The sequence below is a fragment of the Pseudoclavibacter helvolus genome (genome assembly GCF_014191305.1).
In the GTDB taxonomy this organism is placed as follows: domain Bacteria; phylum Actinomycetota; class Actinomycetes; order Actinomycetales; family Microbacteriaceae; genus Pseudoclavibacter; species Pseudoclavibacter helvolus.
The window spans coordinates 853282-867866 of sequence record NZ_JACHWJ010000001.1; the positions used below are offsets into that span (position 1 = coordinate 853282).

At 65.9% G+C, this 14585-nt stretch carries 12 protein-coding genes and 1 other RNA gene; 7 read left to right on the forward strand and 6 right to left on the reverse strand.

Annotated features, from left to right (window positions below; genetic code table 11):
* Positions 1–26 precede the first annotated feature (26 nt).
* Positions 27–1481, forward strand: coding sequence for a 2-oxoglutarate dehydrogenase, E2 component, dihydrolipoamide succinyltransferase (gene sucB / locus FHX72_RS03875; protein WP_338110071.1), 1455 nt, complete (start codon positions 27–29; stop codon positions 1479–1481).
* An 18-nt stretch (positions 1482–1499) separates the two neighbouring features.
* Here the strand turns inward: sucB and FHX72_RS03880 are convergent, their stop codons facing one another.
* On the reverse strand, positions 1500–3146 hold the full coding sequence (locus tag FHX72_RS03880; protein ID WP_183623079.1) for a protein kinase family protein: 1647 nt from the start codon (positions 3144–3146) through the stop codon (positions 1500–1502).
* Positions 3147–3262: 116 nt separating this feature from the next.
* Here FHX72_RS03880 and FHX72_RS03885 point away from each other — a divergent pair, with 116 nt between their 5' ends.
* Entirely contained in the window at positions 3263–3982 is a 720-nt protein-coding gene (locus FHX72_RS03885; protein ID WP_183623080.1) for a DUF4191 domain-containing protein, read from the forward strand.
* A gap of 36 nt (positions 3983–4018) precedes the next feature.
* Here FHX72_RS03885 and FHX72_RS03890 read toward each other — a convergent pair whose 3' ends face one another.
* Complete coding sequence (locus tag FHX72_RS03890; protein WP_068483503.1) at positions 4019–4444, reverse strand: RDD family protein; 426 nt, start codon at positions 4442–4444, stop codon at positions 4019–4021.
* A gap of 169 nt (positions 4445–4613) precedes the next feature.
* Between FHX72_RS03890 and glnA the strand changes: the two genes are divergently transcribed.
* Positions 4614–6038: a type I glutamate--ammonia ligase gene (gene glnA, locus FHX72_RS03895; RefSeq protein ID WP_183623082.1), complete on the forward strand. Its 1425-nt coding sequence runs from the start codon at positions 4614–4616 to the stop codon at positions 6036–6038.
* 134 nt (positions 6039–6172) lie between these two features.
* Complete coding sequence (locus FHX72_RS03900; protein ID WP_068483451.1) at positions 6173–6499, forward strand: hypothetical protein; 327 nt, start codon at positions 6173–6175, stop codon at positions 6497–6499.
* Between the two features lie 44 nt (positions 6500–6543).
* Here the strand turns inward: FHX72_RS03900 and FHX72_RS03905 are convergent, their stop codons facing one another.
* Together FHX72_RS03905 and FHX72_RS03910 are read right to left on the reverse strand one after the other, a co-directional pair.
* A complete protein-coding gene (locus tag FHX72_RS03905; RefSeq protein ID WP_183623084.1) occupies positions 6544–9561 on the reverse strand; it encodes a bifunctional [glutamine synthetase] adenylyltransferase/[glutamine synthetase]-adenylyl-L-tyrosine phosphorylase in 3018 nt (1005 codons plus the stop codon).
* Between the two features lie 3 nt (positions 9562–9564).
* Entirely contained in the window at positions 9565–10902 is a 1338-nt protein-coding gene (locus tag FHX72_RS03910; protein ID WP_068483444.1) for a glutamine synthetase family protein, read from the reverse strand.
* Between the two features lie 75 nt (positions 10903–10977).
* Between FHX72_RS03910 and panB the strand changes: the two genes are divergently transcribed.
* Positions 10978–11805: a 3-methyl-2-oxobutanoate hydroxymethyltransferase gene (gene panB, locus FHX72_RS03915; RefSeq protein WP_244963969.1), complete on the forward strand. Its 828-nt coding sequence runs from the start codon at positions 10978–10980 to the stop codon at positions 11803–11805.
* A gap of 32 nt (positions 11806–11837) precedes the next feature.
* Here the strand turns inward: panB and FHX72_RS03920 are convergent, their stop codons facing one another.
* Positions 11838–12026, reverse strand: a complete 189-nt coding sequence (locus FHX72_RS03920; protein WP_068483437.1) for a hypothetical protein — start codon at positions 12024–12026, stop codon at positions 11838–11840.
* A 12-nt stretch (positions 12027–12038) separates the two neighbouring features.
* Here FHX72_RS03920 and map point away from each other — a divergent pair, with 12 nt between their 5' ends.
* Both map and ppgK read left to right on the forward strand, forming a co-directional pair.
* On the forward strand, positions 12039–12911 hold the full coding sequence (gene map / locus FHX72_RS03925) for a type I methionyl aminopeptidase (RefSeq protein ID WP_183623088.1): 873 nt from the start codon (positions 12039–12041) through the stop codon (positions 12909–12911).
* A 49-nt stretch (positions 12912–12960) separates the two neighbouring features.
* Complete coding sequence (ppgK, locus tag FHX72_RS03930; RefSeq protein WP_183623091.1) at positions 12961–13743, forward strand: polyphosphate--glucose phosphotransferase; 783 nt, start codon at positions 12961–12963, stop codon at positions 13741–13743.
* Between the two features lie 72 nt (positions 13744–13815).
* Here ppgK and rnpB read toward each other — a convergent pair.
* An RNA gene (rnpB, locus tag FHX72_RS03935) (RNase P RNA component class A) lies at positions 13816–14202 on the reverse strand.
* Positions 14203–14585: the final 383 nt, after the last annotated feature.

A 14585-nucleotide genomic window follows, 5' to 3' on the forward strand; every position in this document is an offset into this window, starting at 1 on the left:
GCCAGAACCACGCAAGGAGAACCCACATCATGAGCGAAGACGTAACGCTCCCGGCACTCGGCGAGAGTGTCACCGAAGGAACTGTCACTCGTTGGCTGAAGAGCGTCGGCGACACCGTCGAGGTCGACGAGCCGCTGCTCGAGGTCTCGACCGACAAGGTCGACACCGAGATCCCATCGCCGATCGCGGGCGTGCTCGAGGAGATCCTCGTCGGCGAAGACGAGACCGTCGAGGTCGGTGCGGTCCTGGCTCGCCTCGGCGACGGCTCCGGTGCCGCATCATCCGGCGACAGCGCCCCGGCCGAGGAAGAGGCAGCAGCTGAGCCTGAGGTCGAGGAAGCCGCGGCTCCCGCAGCCGAAGACGCTCCGGCAGCGAAGGAAGACGAGGGCTACGCGGAGCCTGCTCCCGAGAAGGAGACAACCTCGGAGGCTCCGGCGAAGCAGGCCGCAACTCCTGCTGCGCAGACCGCCCAGCAGTCTGCTTCCGCTCCGAGGCCCCCTGCCCAGCCCAAGCAGCCGTCACAGCCGAAGCAGGGTGGCGAGTCGGCGCAGGCTGCCTCCAGCTCCGACCCCCGCTATGTGACTCCTCTCGTCCGCAAGCTTGCTGCAGACGCCGGCGTCGACCTCACGAAGGTCCAGGGCACTGGAGTCGGCGGACGCATCCGCAAGGAAGACGTCGTCGCCTTCGCCGAGTCGAGCAAGAGCGCAGCTCCGGCGGCCTCCGCCGGTACGCCGGGCGAGCCGACGCCGTTCGAGGTCTCCGAGCTGCGTGGCACGACCGCGAAGATGTCACGTCTCCGCAAGGTCGTTGCCGAGCGCGCGGTCGCGTCGATGAACTCGACGGCTCAGCTCACGACGGTCGTCGAGGTCGACGTGACTCGCATCGCGCAGCTGCGCGATCGCGTCAAGGGCGACTTCCACGCGAAGACGGGCAACAAGCTCTCGTTCCTTCCGTTCTTCACGCTCGCTGCGGCCGAGGCGCTCCAGAGCTTCCCGATCATCAACGCGACGGTCGACGGAGACTCCATCGTCTACCCGGAGTCAGAGAACATCGCGATGGCGGTCGACACCGAGCGCGGTCTGCTCACGCCAGTCATCAAGAAGGCGTCTGAGTTCGACATCGCGGGTCTCGCAGGGCAGATCGCTGATCTCGCCGGGCGTACGCGCGACAACAAGCTCCTCCCTGACGAGCTTGCAGGTGGCACGTTCACCGTCACGAACACGGGCTCGCGTGGCGCGCTGTTCGACACGCCCGTCGTGTTCCTCCCGCAGAGCGCCATCCTCGGCACGGGAATCGTCGCTAAGCGTCCCGCGGTCGTCAAGACGGCCGACGGACAGGAGTCCATTGCGTTCCGCTCGCTGGTCTTCCTGGCGCTGAGCTACGACCACCGCATCATCGACGGTGCGGATGCAGCTCGCTTCCTCTCGCAGATCAAGAACCGTCTCGAAGAGGGCGCATTCGAGGGCAACCTCGGGCTCTAGCAACGCCTCGCGATCGGCCTAGGCCACTCGCACATCACGTAGACGCCATCCGGCCTCCCCACGAGCGATCGTGAGGGAGGCCGGTGGTGTTTCCGAGGCCTGTACCGCGTCTGCTGGCCAGAGGTCGACGACGGCGAAGTCGCCGTAGCGATCGCGGAGCGTCGCCGTCGTGAGCCCCGCAAGCTCGTCGCCGGTTTCTTCCGCACGTGCGAGGTCTACGTGGAGGCCAGGCGCGTCACTCTGGTACACCTCCTCGAGGCAACCGTCTGGCGAGCTCGCAAGGCACTCCGCTCTCCGTGCGACGAGGGCCATGGCGGCGGCAGTCGGATCCTCGAGCGTCGCCGCAGCTCGCCAATCCGACGCTGTCGACTCCTGAGCGACCGGTTCCGCATTCTCTGGCGTTGGCAGGACCTCGCCAGGCAGCGGAGCAGTCTTCCCCTGCGTCTCCGCCTCAGGCTCCGTGAGCTCGACGGCGCTGGACTCCGGGACGCTGGGGTTCAACGGTCCTGCCCCTTGTTGGGCTCCCCCGCCCCGCCCTCCGCCGAGGAGGCCGATCATCACGGCACACACGCACATGACGACGGCAGCTGCAGCAGCTATCCGGTAGGGCAGCCGGATTCCGGAGAGTACGCGTTGCCCGGTGTCAGGTCGCCGCTGAGCGCGCTGCGCCCTCCTGCTCTCCGCATCGCGTGTACTGATGGCGCGCCGGGGGTCTACGACCTCCTCGGCTGAGTCATCCGCGAGGAGGGAGTCGGCGCGGTTGCGGTTGTCCGTGGGGCGAGGATGCTCCAGCCGCCCGAGGGAGGCGGTCTCGGGGTCCCGTTCGACGAGGATCGCGTTTCGTGGCGCCCGCTCGCCCGCCGCGGGGTCGAGCACTTCCCTGGCATCCTGCCAGGAAAAGAGCGCGTCGAGCAGGCGGTGGCCGATCTGTGCATCCACTTCTCCGGAAAGGCAGCGGTCGAGTTCCCGCTCCAGCGCGGCGGGCAGCTCGGTCTGGCTGGGTAGCTGGGCCAGCACGAGGTCGGCCATCGACTCGAGCGACTTCCAGTCACGAGCGACACTCGCGCGCGCTCGCCCATCGACCTCGGGGAGTCGAGCAACCGCGTGCCAGTCCTTGAGTACCGGCCGCCCAGCCGCGGTGAGCCGCACGTCCTGGCAGCGCAACGCGCCGAGTGAGACCCCATGCTCGTGCAGCTCGACAAGAGTCTCAACGACGGGGGCCAGGATCGTGACGATCTCACCAGCGGTGAGCGGGTTCGGCCGGTCGAGGAGTTCGTCGACGCTCGATCCGAGCGTCGCTTCGAGCACGGCGACCGCTTCCTGTTCCTCGGTCATGCCCACGTCGAGGATCTCGGGAACGCTTGGCGCCTCGATCTCATCGAAGAGCTCGCAGAGTTCCGACAGGGTGAGGCCGAGCCCGGGCGATGCCTCCACGAGTAGCTCGACGGCGCTCACGGGGGCTGTCAGCGCTGCAGCATGCGAAGCCGCATGGGCGGTTCCGGCCAGCCAATCGCCGTCGTCGGGCACTGCCCGCTCCCGCGCCACTGCGAGGTACCGGCGCCATGGGCCCGCGTCTGCGAGCATCTCGACGACGCGCCACCCCACGATGTCGAGGTAGTCGAGACGATCGCTTTGGTCGCTTCTCCGCTGATTTCTGGCTTGCACACCGGGAGTCTGACGGCGCTTGCCTTGCAGGAGCGGACGAGCTTCATCGTCTGTGGAGAAGTCGTCACGAGTCCGAATGTGAATACGGGGTGAAGTGCCGGTATTCTGGATGCACTATGGCGAACTCTCCACAAGCTGGCGCAGCAGCGGAAAAAGAACCGGGTCGCTTCAAGCAGATCTGGCAAGTCCTCAAGATGACGGTCAAGTACGACAAGACCGCACCTTGGATCATGGTCGCTGCCGTGCTCGTCCCCCTGATCATCGCAGCGCTCGTGAGCATCTTCCTGCCCGGATCGAACGCGCTCATCTGGATCCTCACGATGATCCTCGGCCTCATGGTCGGCGTGCTTCTCTTCATGTTCACGCTGAACTGGCGCGCAGAGCGGGTCGCCTTCGGGCAGCTCGAAGGACGTGCCGGTGCGGCGGGCCAAGTGCTCACCAGTGCTCTGCGCGGAACCTGGCAGACGAGCGAGATGCCTGTTGCCTTCAACGCGAAGACGCAGGACGCCGTCTACCGTGCCATCGGCAAGCCCGGCGTTGTCATCCTCACCGAGGGCAGCAAGGCTGGCACGAAGCGCCTGCTCGACGACGAGCGCCGCAAGACCGCGCGCATCCTGCCGAACGTGCCGATCCACCACTTCCACGTGGGGACCGGGGCCGACGACGTGAAGCTCGTCAAGATCCGCAAGACCCTCAACAAGCTCCCCAAGAAGCTCACCAAGCCGGAGATCGTCGCTGTGACGAGCCGACTCAAGGCTCTTGGCAGCAACGCGCTCCCGATCCCCAAGGGCATTGACCCAATGCGGATGCGCTCGTCGCGTTCGCAGATGCGCTGACCTGCAGCATCCCCGCCAGAGACTCGCCCTGTCGCTCTACACGAGCCGCAGGGCGAGTTTTGTCATGATGTCGTGCCCGCCGCGCTGGTCGCTGTCCCACACGAGCATGGGGAGCACGAGCGTGACCAGGAGCTGGCGGATGAGGGGACGCACATAGCCCGGGGCTGAGCCATCGAGCCTCGTCACACGCATCCGGAACAGCAGGTGACCGAGCGAACCGCCGAACAGCATGATCCCCACGGTCGTCATCGCGAAGAAGAGCAGCAGGATCGCGATCGAGTCGTAGTCGAAAAAGAGGAAGGCGAGCCCCGCAGCGACCGCGTAGTCGACGATGAGGGCGGGGATGCGGCGACGCATGGGCGCCATCGAGCCGCGGCCCTCTTCTGGGTAGCCGAGGCGATAGCCCGGGTAGCGATTGTTCTCCGGCTTTGCGAACTCCGGACTGCTTGACTGTGCGGGCATCCGGAAAGCTTACCGTTGGCGAATGCCCCGAAAACTGGGTCAGCCGCACGTCAATATCACGCTCGGCGTAACGTGCGCGAAACATAACAGTGACCACGGGGCAACAGCGAGTGGTTAGCTTGTGACAGGACCCCGTCCGCCAACACCTTCGACACGACCCGGAGAAGCCATGTTCAAAGAACCGTCTGAAGTCCTCGCCTATATCGCCGATAACGATGTCAAGTTCCTCGACATCCGCTTCACCGACCTCCCTGGTGTGCAGCAGCACTTCAACATCCCCGCGTCGACCGTTGACGAGGAGTTCTTCTCCGTCGGCCAGCTCTTCGATGGCTCCTCGATCCGCGGCTTCGCGTCGATCCACGAGTCGGACATGCAGCTCATCCCCGACGTCACGACGGCCTACCTCGACCCGTTCCGCGACGCGAAGACGCTCATCATGGTCTTCGACATCTACAACCCGCGCACGGGTGAGATCTACCACCGCGACCCGCGCCAGGTCGCGAAGAAGGCAGTCGACTACCTGTCCTCGACCGGAATCGCCGACACCGCGTTCTTCGCACCAGAGGCCGAGTTCTACATCTTCGACGACGTGCGCTACTCCGTGACGTCGAACCAGAGCTTCTACTCGGTCGATTCCGAAGAGGGCGCCTGGAACTCGGGCCGCGAAGAAGAGGGCGGCAACCTGGGCAACAAGACGCCGTTCAAGGGCGGCTACTTCCCCGTCTCCCCCGTCGACAAGACGGCCGACCTTCGTGACGACATCACGCTCAAGCTCATCGAGGCCGGATTCATCCTCGAGCGCTCGCACCACGAAGTCGGCACGGGCGGCCAGCAGGAGATCAACTACCGATTCGACACGATGGTCAGCGCGGCGGACGACATCCTGAAGTTCAAGTACATCGTCAAGAACACGGCAGAGCAGTGGGGCAAGTCGGCCACGTTCATGCCGAAGCCGCTCTACAACGACAACGGCTCGGGCATGCACACGCACCAGTCGCTCTGGAAGGACGGCGAGCCGCTGTTCTACGACGAGGCAGGCTACGGCTCGCTCTCCGACACCGCTCGCTGGTACATAGGCGGCCTGCTCGCGCACGCCAACTCGCTCGCGGCGTTCACCAACCCGACCACGAACTCCTACCACCGTCTGGTGAAGGGCTTCGAGGCTCCCATCAACCTCGTCTACTCGGCTGGTAACCGCTCGGCTGCCATCCGCATCCCGATCACGGGCTCCAACCCGAAGGCGAAGCGCATCGAGTTCCGCGCTCCGGATGCTTCCGCGAACCCGTACCTCGCGTTCGCCGCTCAGCTCATGGCTGGCCTCGACGGAATCCAGAACCGCATCGAGCCGCACGAGCCGGTCGACAAGGACCTCTACGAGCTTCCCCCGGAAGAGGCGAAGAGCATCCCGCAGCTCGCGACCTCGCTGCCAGAGGCGCTCGCAGCTCTCGAAGCTGACCACGAGTACCTCACGAAGGGCAACGTCTTCACGCCGGAGCTCATCGAGAACTGGATCAACTACAAGACGATCAACGAAGTGCAGCCGCTCGCACAGCGCCCGCACCCGTACGAGTTCGAGCTCTACTACGGCGTCTAATCGTCCGCTGAGCTCCTGCGTGTGTAACGCAGAGATCGACGCTGAGCCCGCCTGGTCTTCCTCGCCGAGGGAGGCCAAGCGGGCTCTTCTGTTCCCTCCCAGGAACGCAGGGCAGCACGTGTCAGGCTTGGCAGATGGAAGAAGCAGAGCTCCGCGCGCAGGCCCTGGCCGCCATCGACCACCACAAGCGCCTCGCGGCCAGCATCCACGCAGCCGCTGTCCGCCGGCTCTCGTCGGAACCGCAGAGCGAAGAATGGCAGCGACACAACGAAGACGTCGACCGCTTCATCGACGAGTTGCTCGCCCACGAGTTCACGACGGCGAAGTCGGCATTGCAGGCCCTCGCCTCGCACGAGGCGCAACACGCTGTCGGCATCGGCAGACAGTCAGGCCTCGATGCGGTCCTTATCGCCAACAGCCTCGAGCGCGCCATTCTCGATCAGCAGGCGACGAAAGCCTGACCTCCTGAACTGTGTAACCAGCAGGCCCTGCTGACGTCGCTGAGCTACTCGCCGTAGAAGAGGCGCTCGAAGACACGGCGTGAGCGCCGAGTCTCCCCCAGGTAGTCGTCCTCGAGGTGCGGACCGGAGCCTGGCGCGTAGCCGAGCGCCCGCGCGACGGCGTCGAGAGTCGGCCCGTCCTGCGGTAGGAGGTCGGACTGCTTGTTCGTCGCGAGGTAGAGCGCCGAGCGCACCCGCGACGCCAGCAGCCAGGCATCCCGCAGTTGGTTCGCATCTGCAGGAGTAAGCAGCTCCTCGGCCTGCGCGGCGTCGAGCGTTCCGAGCGTCGAGGTCGTGCGCAGCGAGGGCACGTGCATTGCGTGCTGCAGCTGCAACGTCTGAGCTAGCCACTCGACGTCGCTCAGCGAGCCGCGGCCAAGCTTCAAGTGCCGTTTCGGGTCTGCGCCCTGCGGCAGGCGCTCGTTCTCGACGCGAGCCTTGATGCGACGCACCTCGCGCAGGCCGTCCTCGGAAAGCTCCTTGCCGTAGCGGACGTCATCGACGAGGTCCATGAAACGGTCACGCACGTTGGGATCGCCGACGACGTCCTGCGCGCGCAGGAGCGCCTGAGTCTCCCACCCGAGCGACCAGCGAGCGTAGTAGCTGCGGTAGGCGGATAGGGAACGCACGAGCGGGCCGGACTTGCCCTCGGGGCGGAGCCCAGCATCCAGGTCGATGGGCATACGCGGGTCAGCGGTGAACTCGACGATGCGGTGCACAAGCGAGAGGGCCCGCCTGCTCGCGAGGTCGGGGTTCGAGAAGTCGCCTGGCTCGAACACGTAGAGCACGTCGAGGTCCGAGCCGAAGCCGAGCTCGCGGCCCCCATAGCGACCCATCGCGATGATCGCGAACGGCGGGTACTCGACCTTGTCGATTCTGCGCACCGCGTCGTAGGCGCCCTGGAGAGTCGCCGTCGCGATGTCCGAGAGCCCAGACCCCGTCTGCTTGATGTCGATGAGGCTCAGGAGGCCGCCGATCGCGAGGCGCAGCACCTCACGCCGGCGGAAGGTGCGGAGCGCACGCCGCAGCGCAACCTCGTCGTCGTGACGACGGATAGTCGTGGCTACCTCGTCGAGCAGGGCGCTGAGCGAGCGGGGCTTCAGCTGTGCGTCGTCATCGAGCCACTTCACCGCTTCCGGGTAAAGCTCGAAGAACTCCGCCGCAAACTTTGAGCCTGACAGCAACTGCGTGAGTCGCTTCGCCGCTGCCGAGCTGTCCCGTAGCAGCCGCAGGTACCAGGCGGTGTCGCCGAGCCGCTCGGAGAGCTTCCGGAAGGCCAGGAAACCGCTGTCAGGGTCGCTCCCCTGCGAAAACCAGTCGATGAGCACCGGAAGCAACGTGCGCTGCATGATGGCGCGCCGCGAGACTCCCTTCACGAGCGCCGTGATGTGTGCGAGCGCGCCCTTCGGGTCGAGGAAGCCGATCGCTCGCAGGCGGGCCTCCGCCTGGTCGGAGCTCAGCGCGAACCCCTCGGTGGGCAGCGCAGCGACTGCAGAGAGCAGCGGCCGGTAGAAGACCTTCTCGTGGAGGCCCCTGACACGCAGCTTGACTCGCTGCCACTCGTCGGTGAGCTCACGCGAGTTTGCGAAGCTGGCGGACCTCGCCAGCACGGCCCGCTCGATGTCGCTCGTCGGCATGAGATGCGTGCGACGCAGCGCGCGAAGCTGGATGCGGTGCTCCAGCAGCCTCAGGAACTCATAGTCGGAGGAGAACTGGTTCGCGTCGTCGCGTCCGATGTACCCACCCTCACTGAGCGCCTCGAGCGCGGCGAGCGTCGAACGCTCACGCACGCTCTCGTCGTGCTGTCCGTGCACAAGCTGGAGCAACTGGACGGTGAACTCGATATCGCGCAACCCGCCTGGGCCCAGCTTGATCTGCAGATCGACTTCCTCGGCCGGGATGTGGTCCGTCACGCGCTCACGCATCGCCCGCACCTGGTCGACGAAATCGGCCCGGCTCGCGCTCGCCCAGATGAGCGGCTCGACGCGACGCTCGAACTCGGCCCCGAGACGCAGGTCTCCTGCCATGGCCCTCGACTTGATGAGCGCCTGGAACTCCCAGTTCTTCGCCCACCGCTCGTAGTACTTCGCGTACGAGTCGATCGTGCGGACCAGGGCGCCATCTTTGCCCTCGGGGCGAAGGTTGGCGTCTACCTCCCAGAGCGCGGGTTCGACGTCGGTCGAGTCGATGACTCGCATGGTGAGGCTCGCGAGCCTCGTGCCGATCTCGACGGCCCTTGGGACGGCGACGCAGTCCGGGTCCGACGACTCCGCGACGAACATGATGTCGACATCGCTGATGTAGTTGAGCTCCTCGGCACCGGCCTTGCCCATGCCGATGACCGCAAGACGGACGCATTCGACCTGCTCCGCGGGGAAGCGTCCGAATCCGCTCGGAGGCGCCTGGGTCTCGGCGCGCGCGACCATGATCGCCGCATCCAACGTCTCGCCTGCGAGGTCGGCAAGCGCGCGGCTCACCTCTCTGACGCAACCGCGCTGATCGTCCTGCGCGAGGTCGAAAGCCGTGATGCGGGCCAGCTCTGTTCGGTACCGGATGCGCAGCGACCTAGCGGCCTCCGATCCGGTCAGTTGAGCAACCGCCATGCCGAATCCACCGTCTGCGTCGGCGCGTTCGGCGTCGACGCCCACGCTCGCCGCCATGCGCCGCTGCAGTTCGTCGCGAGTCGGCAGCTCGGCCTCACCGGACTGCACCACTTCCATCGTGCGCGGGTGCCGCAGGAAGAACTCAGCGAGCCCCGTCGAGGCTCCGAGGAGGCGCACTACGGTCTTCGCGTTGGGACGCTCGGCGAACAGCGAGTCGACGGCGCTCGGGTGCTGCCTTGCGAGGTAGACCAGCCACTGCAGCGCCTGGTCGGGGTCGGCGACACGCTCGTCGACCACCGAGAAGACGTCGTCGGCGCGCACCCCGGTCAGCTCGGCGAGCTCCGTAAGACGCGGCTCGGCCTCGCTTGGCGCGGCAAAGCCCGCCCTCGCGAGGCGCGTCCGGAGTCCGTCTGAGCGCACGGTCTACAAGGCGTGCAGATTCGAGGCGAGCTCGAACGGCGTGACCTGGGCCCGGTACTGCTTCCATTCGGCGCGCTTGTTCGCCAGGAAGTAGGCGAAGACCTGCTCACCGAGCGTCTCGGCGACAAGCTCCGAGTTCTCCATGATGGAGATCGCCTCGTTGAGGCTGGAAGGCAGCGGGGCGAAGCCGAGCACACTGCGCTCGCGCGGCGACATCTCCCAGATGTCCCCCTCGATCTCGGCCGGAAGCTCGTACTCCTCCGCCACGCCCTTGAGCCCGGCGGAAAGCAGGACCGCGTACGCGAGGTACGGGTTGGCAGCAGAGTCGATGCCGCGGTACTCGACACGAGCTGAGCCGCCCTTGTTGGGCTTGTAGGTCGGGATGCGGACGAGCGCCGAGCTGTTGTTGTGACCCCAGCAAGCGTAGCTCGGGGCCTCGTCCCCGCCCCAGATCCGCTTGTAGGAGTTCACGAACTGGTTGGTCACCGCGGTGATCTCCGGCGCGTGCTTGAGTAGGCCGGCGACGAAGTGCCTGCCGATCTTGGAGAGCTGGTACTCGGCACCTGGCTCGTGGAAGACGTTGGTGTCGCCCTCGAAGAGCGAGACGTGCGTGTGCATTCCGCTGCCCGGGTGCTGCCACATGGGCTTCGGCATGAACGTCGCGTAGACGCCCTGCTCGATGGCGACTTCCTTAACGACCGTGCGGAACGTCATGACGTTGTCTGCCGTGTTGAGCGCGTCGGAGAAGCGGAGGTCGATCTCGTTCTGGCCTGGACCCGCCTCGTGGTGGCTGTACTCGACGGAGATGCCGAGGTCCTCCAGGATGCGGACCGCGCGGCGACGGAAGTCGTGCGCGGTGCCTCCCGGAACGTTGTCGAAGTAGCCGGCGTTGTCGGCGGGTACGGGCTCGCCGCCGAGCGCCTCATCTGACTTCAGGAGGTAGAACTCGATCTCGGGGTGCACGTAGAACGTGAAGCCCTGCGCAGAGGCTACGTCGAGAGCGCGGCGGAGTACCCGGCGCGGGTCGGTCACGGAAGGCTGACCATCCGGAGTCGAGATGTCGCAGAACATGCGAGCCGTCGGGTCGATATCGCCGCGCCACGGAAGCATCTGGAACGTCGAGGGGTCCGGGTGAAGGAGCATGTCGGCTTCAGAACGCCTCGTAAAGCCCTCGACGGCCGAGCCGTCGAGACCGATGCCTTCGTTGAAGGCACCCTCGACCTCCGCCGGTGCGATCGCCACGGACTTCAGTGTTCCGAGAACGTCCGTGAACCACAGGCGGATGAACTTGATCCCGCGCTCTTCAATCTGGCGGAGTACGAAGTCCTGCTGCTTGTCCACTCGGGCTCCAATTCTTGTTGTGCGCCTCCCCCTAGGCTACTGGGCCTGAGGCCGCCCCGCCGTATGATGGCCAGCATGTCTCAGGCCAGTGCACCGAAGCGAGTCCGAATTCGACACTTTCAGACGGCCAAGGCCGCCGGTGAGCGCATCACCGCTCTGACGAGCTATGACGCCATGACCGCTGCGGTGTTTGACGAGGCCGGCATCGACGTGCTCCTCGTGGGCGACTCAGCGGCCACCACGGTGCTCGGAGAGACGTCGACACTCCCCGTCACCGTCGACGAGCTGATTCCCATGGCTCGCTCCGTCGCGCGCGGCGTGTCGCGAGCCCTCGTCGTCGCCGATCTGCCCTTCGGCAGCTACGAGCGCGGGCCGGACCAGGCGCTCGACACCGCCGTGCGTTTCATGAAGGAGGCAGGCGTGCAGGCGGTCAAGCTCGAGGGCGGCGTGCGGTCGCAGGCGACCATTAAGCGCATCGTCGAGGCTGGCATCCCAGTCATGGCGCACATCGGCTACACGCCGCAGAGCGAGCACGGGCTCGGCGGTCACGTAGTGCAGGGCAGGGGCGACTCCGCCGATCGCGTGCGAGCGGATGCACGGGCCGTGCAGGAAGCCGGAGCCTTCAGCGTTGTCCTCGAGATGGTGCCCGCCGTGCTCGCGGCCGAGATCACGCGCGAGCTCGTGATCCCCACGATCGGCATCGGCGCCGGTGCCGAGTGCGACGGTCAGATCCTCGTGTGGACTGACGCCATGGGCCTCGGCACCGGGCGAGTGCCTCGCTTCGTCCGCAAGTACGCAGACCTGCGCACGACCCTTCTCGACGCAGCATCCGCCTACCGCGATGAGGTCAAGTCAGGTGCGTTCCCGTCTGAGGCAGAGAGCTTCGAGGACCTGACCAGCTGAGAAGGCGTCGAAGCTTCGAGAGGGCCGCGAGATCAGCGGTTCTCTTCAGCTTCTTCCTCTGCCCAAGCCTTTGCGCGCTCCTGAAGCTTTTCGGGGGCGCGCTTCGCTTCCGCCTCCGACGTGAACGGGCCGACGAGATCGGAAGCGAGGGACTGCTTTCCGACCTCGACCTCACCTGTGCGGGAGTTGTACCAGAATTCCTGTGCATGCGTATCGGTCATAGGCTCAAGCGTATGCCGAAAGACCCGAGAACCGGACTCCTCACGCCCGGACGAAGTGCGCCGATCCGAACTGTCCCAAGCGCCATCGCCCGGCCGCCGTACGTTGGAAAGCCTGCCCCTGACAAGTGGACGGGTGGGGACGTCTACACGCCAGAGGAGGTCGCGCGCATCGCGCGCGCATCCGCGATCGCCGCCGATGCCCTGCAGCACCTCGAGCAGTACGCGGTCCCCGGGGTCACGACGGACGAGCTCGACAGCATCGCCCATGACTTCGTGATTGCCCGGGGTGCCTACCCCTCAACGCTGGGCTACCGCGGATTCCCGAAGTCGAGCTGCACCTCGCTCAACGAGGTCATCTGTCACGGCATCCCTGACGACACCGTGCTCGAATCTGGCGACATCCTCAACGTCGACATCACCGCCTACTTCGAGGGGATGCACGGCGACACCAACCGCATGTACCTCGTCGGTGAGGTCGACGAGGAGTCGCGGCTGCTTGTCGAGCGCACCCACGAGGCGATGATGCGAGGGATAGCCGCAGCGAAACCGGGGCGTCAGGTGAACATCATCGGCCGGGTCATCGAGAAGTACGCGGGTCGGTTCGGCTACGGAGTAGTACGCGACTACACGGGGCACGGTGTTGGCAGCGCCTTCCACTCCGGCCTGATCGTCCCTCACTATGACGCGCCGCAGTACAGCACGATCATCGAAGAGGGCATGGTCTTCACGGTGGAGCCGATGCTCACGCTCGGCACTTCAGACTGGCGGCTCTGGGAGGACGGTTGGACGGTTGTTACCGCCGACGGATCCCGATGCGCGCAGTGGGAGCACACCGTCGTCGTGATGGCGAACGGCGCGGAGCTGCTCACCGTCCCGAGCGCCTGAGCTCCTCCCCGAATCGAGCCGAGCCCTCGTGCCGGATATGCTCACTCGCATGGGGAAGAGCAGAGCCACGAAGGCCATCGGCATCGACATCGGCGGGACCGGCATCAAGGGAGCACTCGTCGACCTGCGCACTGGGGAGCTCCTCTCCAAGCGCCGGAAGGTTCCGACGCCTGTTGGCGGCGACCCGCGCGAGGTCATCGAAGCGACCATGGAGATCGTCCGGAAGATCTGGGACAAGGACCTCGACGGCGACTCGGACGTGCCCGTCGGCATCAGCGTCCCCGCGATCGTCAAGCACGGTGTGACGCGGTCCGCCGCGAACATCTCCCCGCTCTGGATCGACTTCGCCGCACGCGCGGCGTTCTCGGAAGCAGTCGGGCGTGAGGTCGCGCTCGCGAACGACGCCGACGCTGCCGGTATCGCCGAGGTCCGCTTCGGAGTCGCACACGGTCGGCTCGACAGCGTCATCATGACCACGCTCGGCACCGGTATCGGTACCGCGATGTTCTACGGCGGCCACCTGTTCCCTAACAGCGAGCTCGGCCACATCAGCATCGGCGAGCACAGCGATTACGAGAAGTTCGCGTCCTCGAAGGTCCGCGAACGGGAAGAACTCGCGTTCGCAGAGTGGGGCGCCAGGCTCACGCCGTACTACCGACAGCTCGAAGCCCTCTTCTCCCCGGATGTGTTCATCGTTTCCGGGGGAATCTCCAAGCAGGCCGATGAGTTCCTTCACTACATCGACGTGGAGACGCCCATCGTCGTCGCGGAGTTCATGAACAACGCGGGCATCGTCGGATCTGCCTGCCTCGCGGCAGAGCACTGGGTCTAGAAGCAGGCAGAGCAAGACGCGGGAGGCCGGGGGCGATTGTCGCTCCCGGCCTCCCGCGTTGTCTGACGAAGACGAGCAGGCCGACCGATACGCCGGGTTCTGTCCCGACCTGGGTCGGGGGCGGCCATCTCTCTCGCTCGCACGTTGCCGCGCGAATCTAGCGGCCTACCCGGGGACTCGGCGAGCCGCGTCATCATCCCCTGTATGGCCTTGCTCCGGACGAGGTTTACCGTGCGGCGCCTGTCACCAGGCGCCCGGTGGGCTCTTACCCCACCCTTTCACCCTTACCCGTGCACCCCGAAGGGCGTCACCGTTTCTCAAGAGAAGCGGCGGGGCGGTCTGCTTTCTGTGGCACTGTCTCGCGGGTTTCCCCGGGTGGGCGTTACCCACCGTCCTGCCCTATGGAGCCCGGACGTTCCTCGGCATGGTTTCCCATGACGCGACCGCCTAGTCGACCTGCTCTTCTCCCATCGTATCGCGCTCGACACGCATCGTTGCTTGCGAGAGCACCATGACGCTCGAGCGAGCGCGTGCCGTTGTCCTGCGAAACAACATATTCGCCTCAGATACCGTCGCTTCTCACCGCGCGGGACATCAATTGATAACGGGCTCTTCCCAGATGAGGGTGTAGGTCGGCCGGGCGAGTCGGTCCGCAGATAGACGTCGAGGTCTCCCGACGATGGAGGTTCCTGCGCCATCCGTCCGAAAGATCTCGACGTGACCGACGCTACCCCGCCGGCTGGCTTCGGCCGCCCTGACCTGACCGCCTTCGCGGCTCATCCCAGTCGACCCTGATCGGGTCTGCTGACCCCCTCGATGAGAACGCAGCGACATCACAGCCA

Excerpts from the sequence above, each read along its gene's own strand:
- FHX72_RS03890 (WP_068483503.1), bottom strand. The coding sequence starts at position 4,444 with ATGCCCGCACAGTCAAGCAGTCCGGAGTTCGCAAAGCCGGAGAACAAT.
- map (WP_183623088.1), top strand. The coding sequence starts at position 12,039 with ATGCCGAAAGACCCGAGAACCGGACTCCTCACGCCCGGACGAAGTGCG.
- glnA (WP_183623082.1), top strand. The coding sequence starts at position 4,614 with ATGTTCAAAGAACCGTCTGAAGTCCTCGCCTATATCGCCGATAACGAT.
- FHX72_RS03900 (WP_068483451.1), top strand. The coding sequence starts at position 6,173 with ATGGAAGAAGCAGAGCTCCGCGCGCAGGCCCTGGCCGCCATCGACCAC.
- FHX72_RS03920 (WP_068483437.1), bottom strand. The coding sequence starts at position 12,026 with ATGACCGATACGCATGCACAGGAATTCTGGTACAACTCCCGCACAGGT.
- FHX72_RS03885 (WP_183623080.1), top strand. The coding sequence starts at position 3,263 with ATGGCGAACTCTCCACAAGCTGGCGCAGCAGCGGAAAAAGAACCGGGT.
- ppgK (WP_183623091.1), top strand. The coding sequence starts at position 12,961 with ATGGGGAAGAGCAGAGCCACGAAGGCCATCGGCATCGACATCGGCGGG.
- panB (WP_244963969.1), top strand. The coding sequence starts at position 10,978 with ATGTCTCAGGCCAGTGCACCGAAGCGAGTCCGAATTCGACACTTTCAG.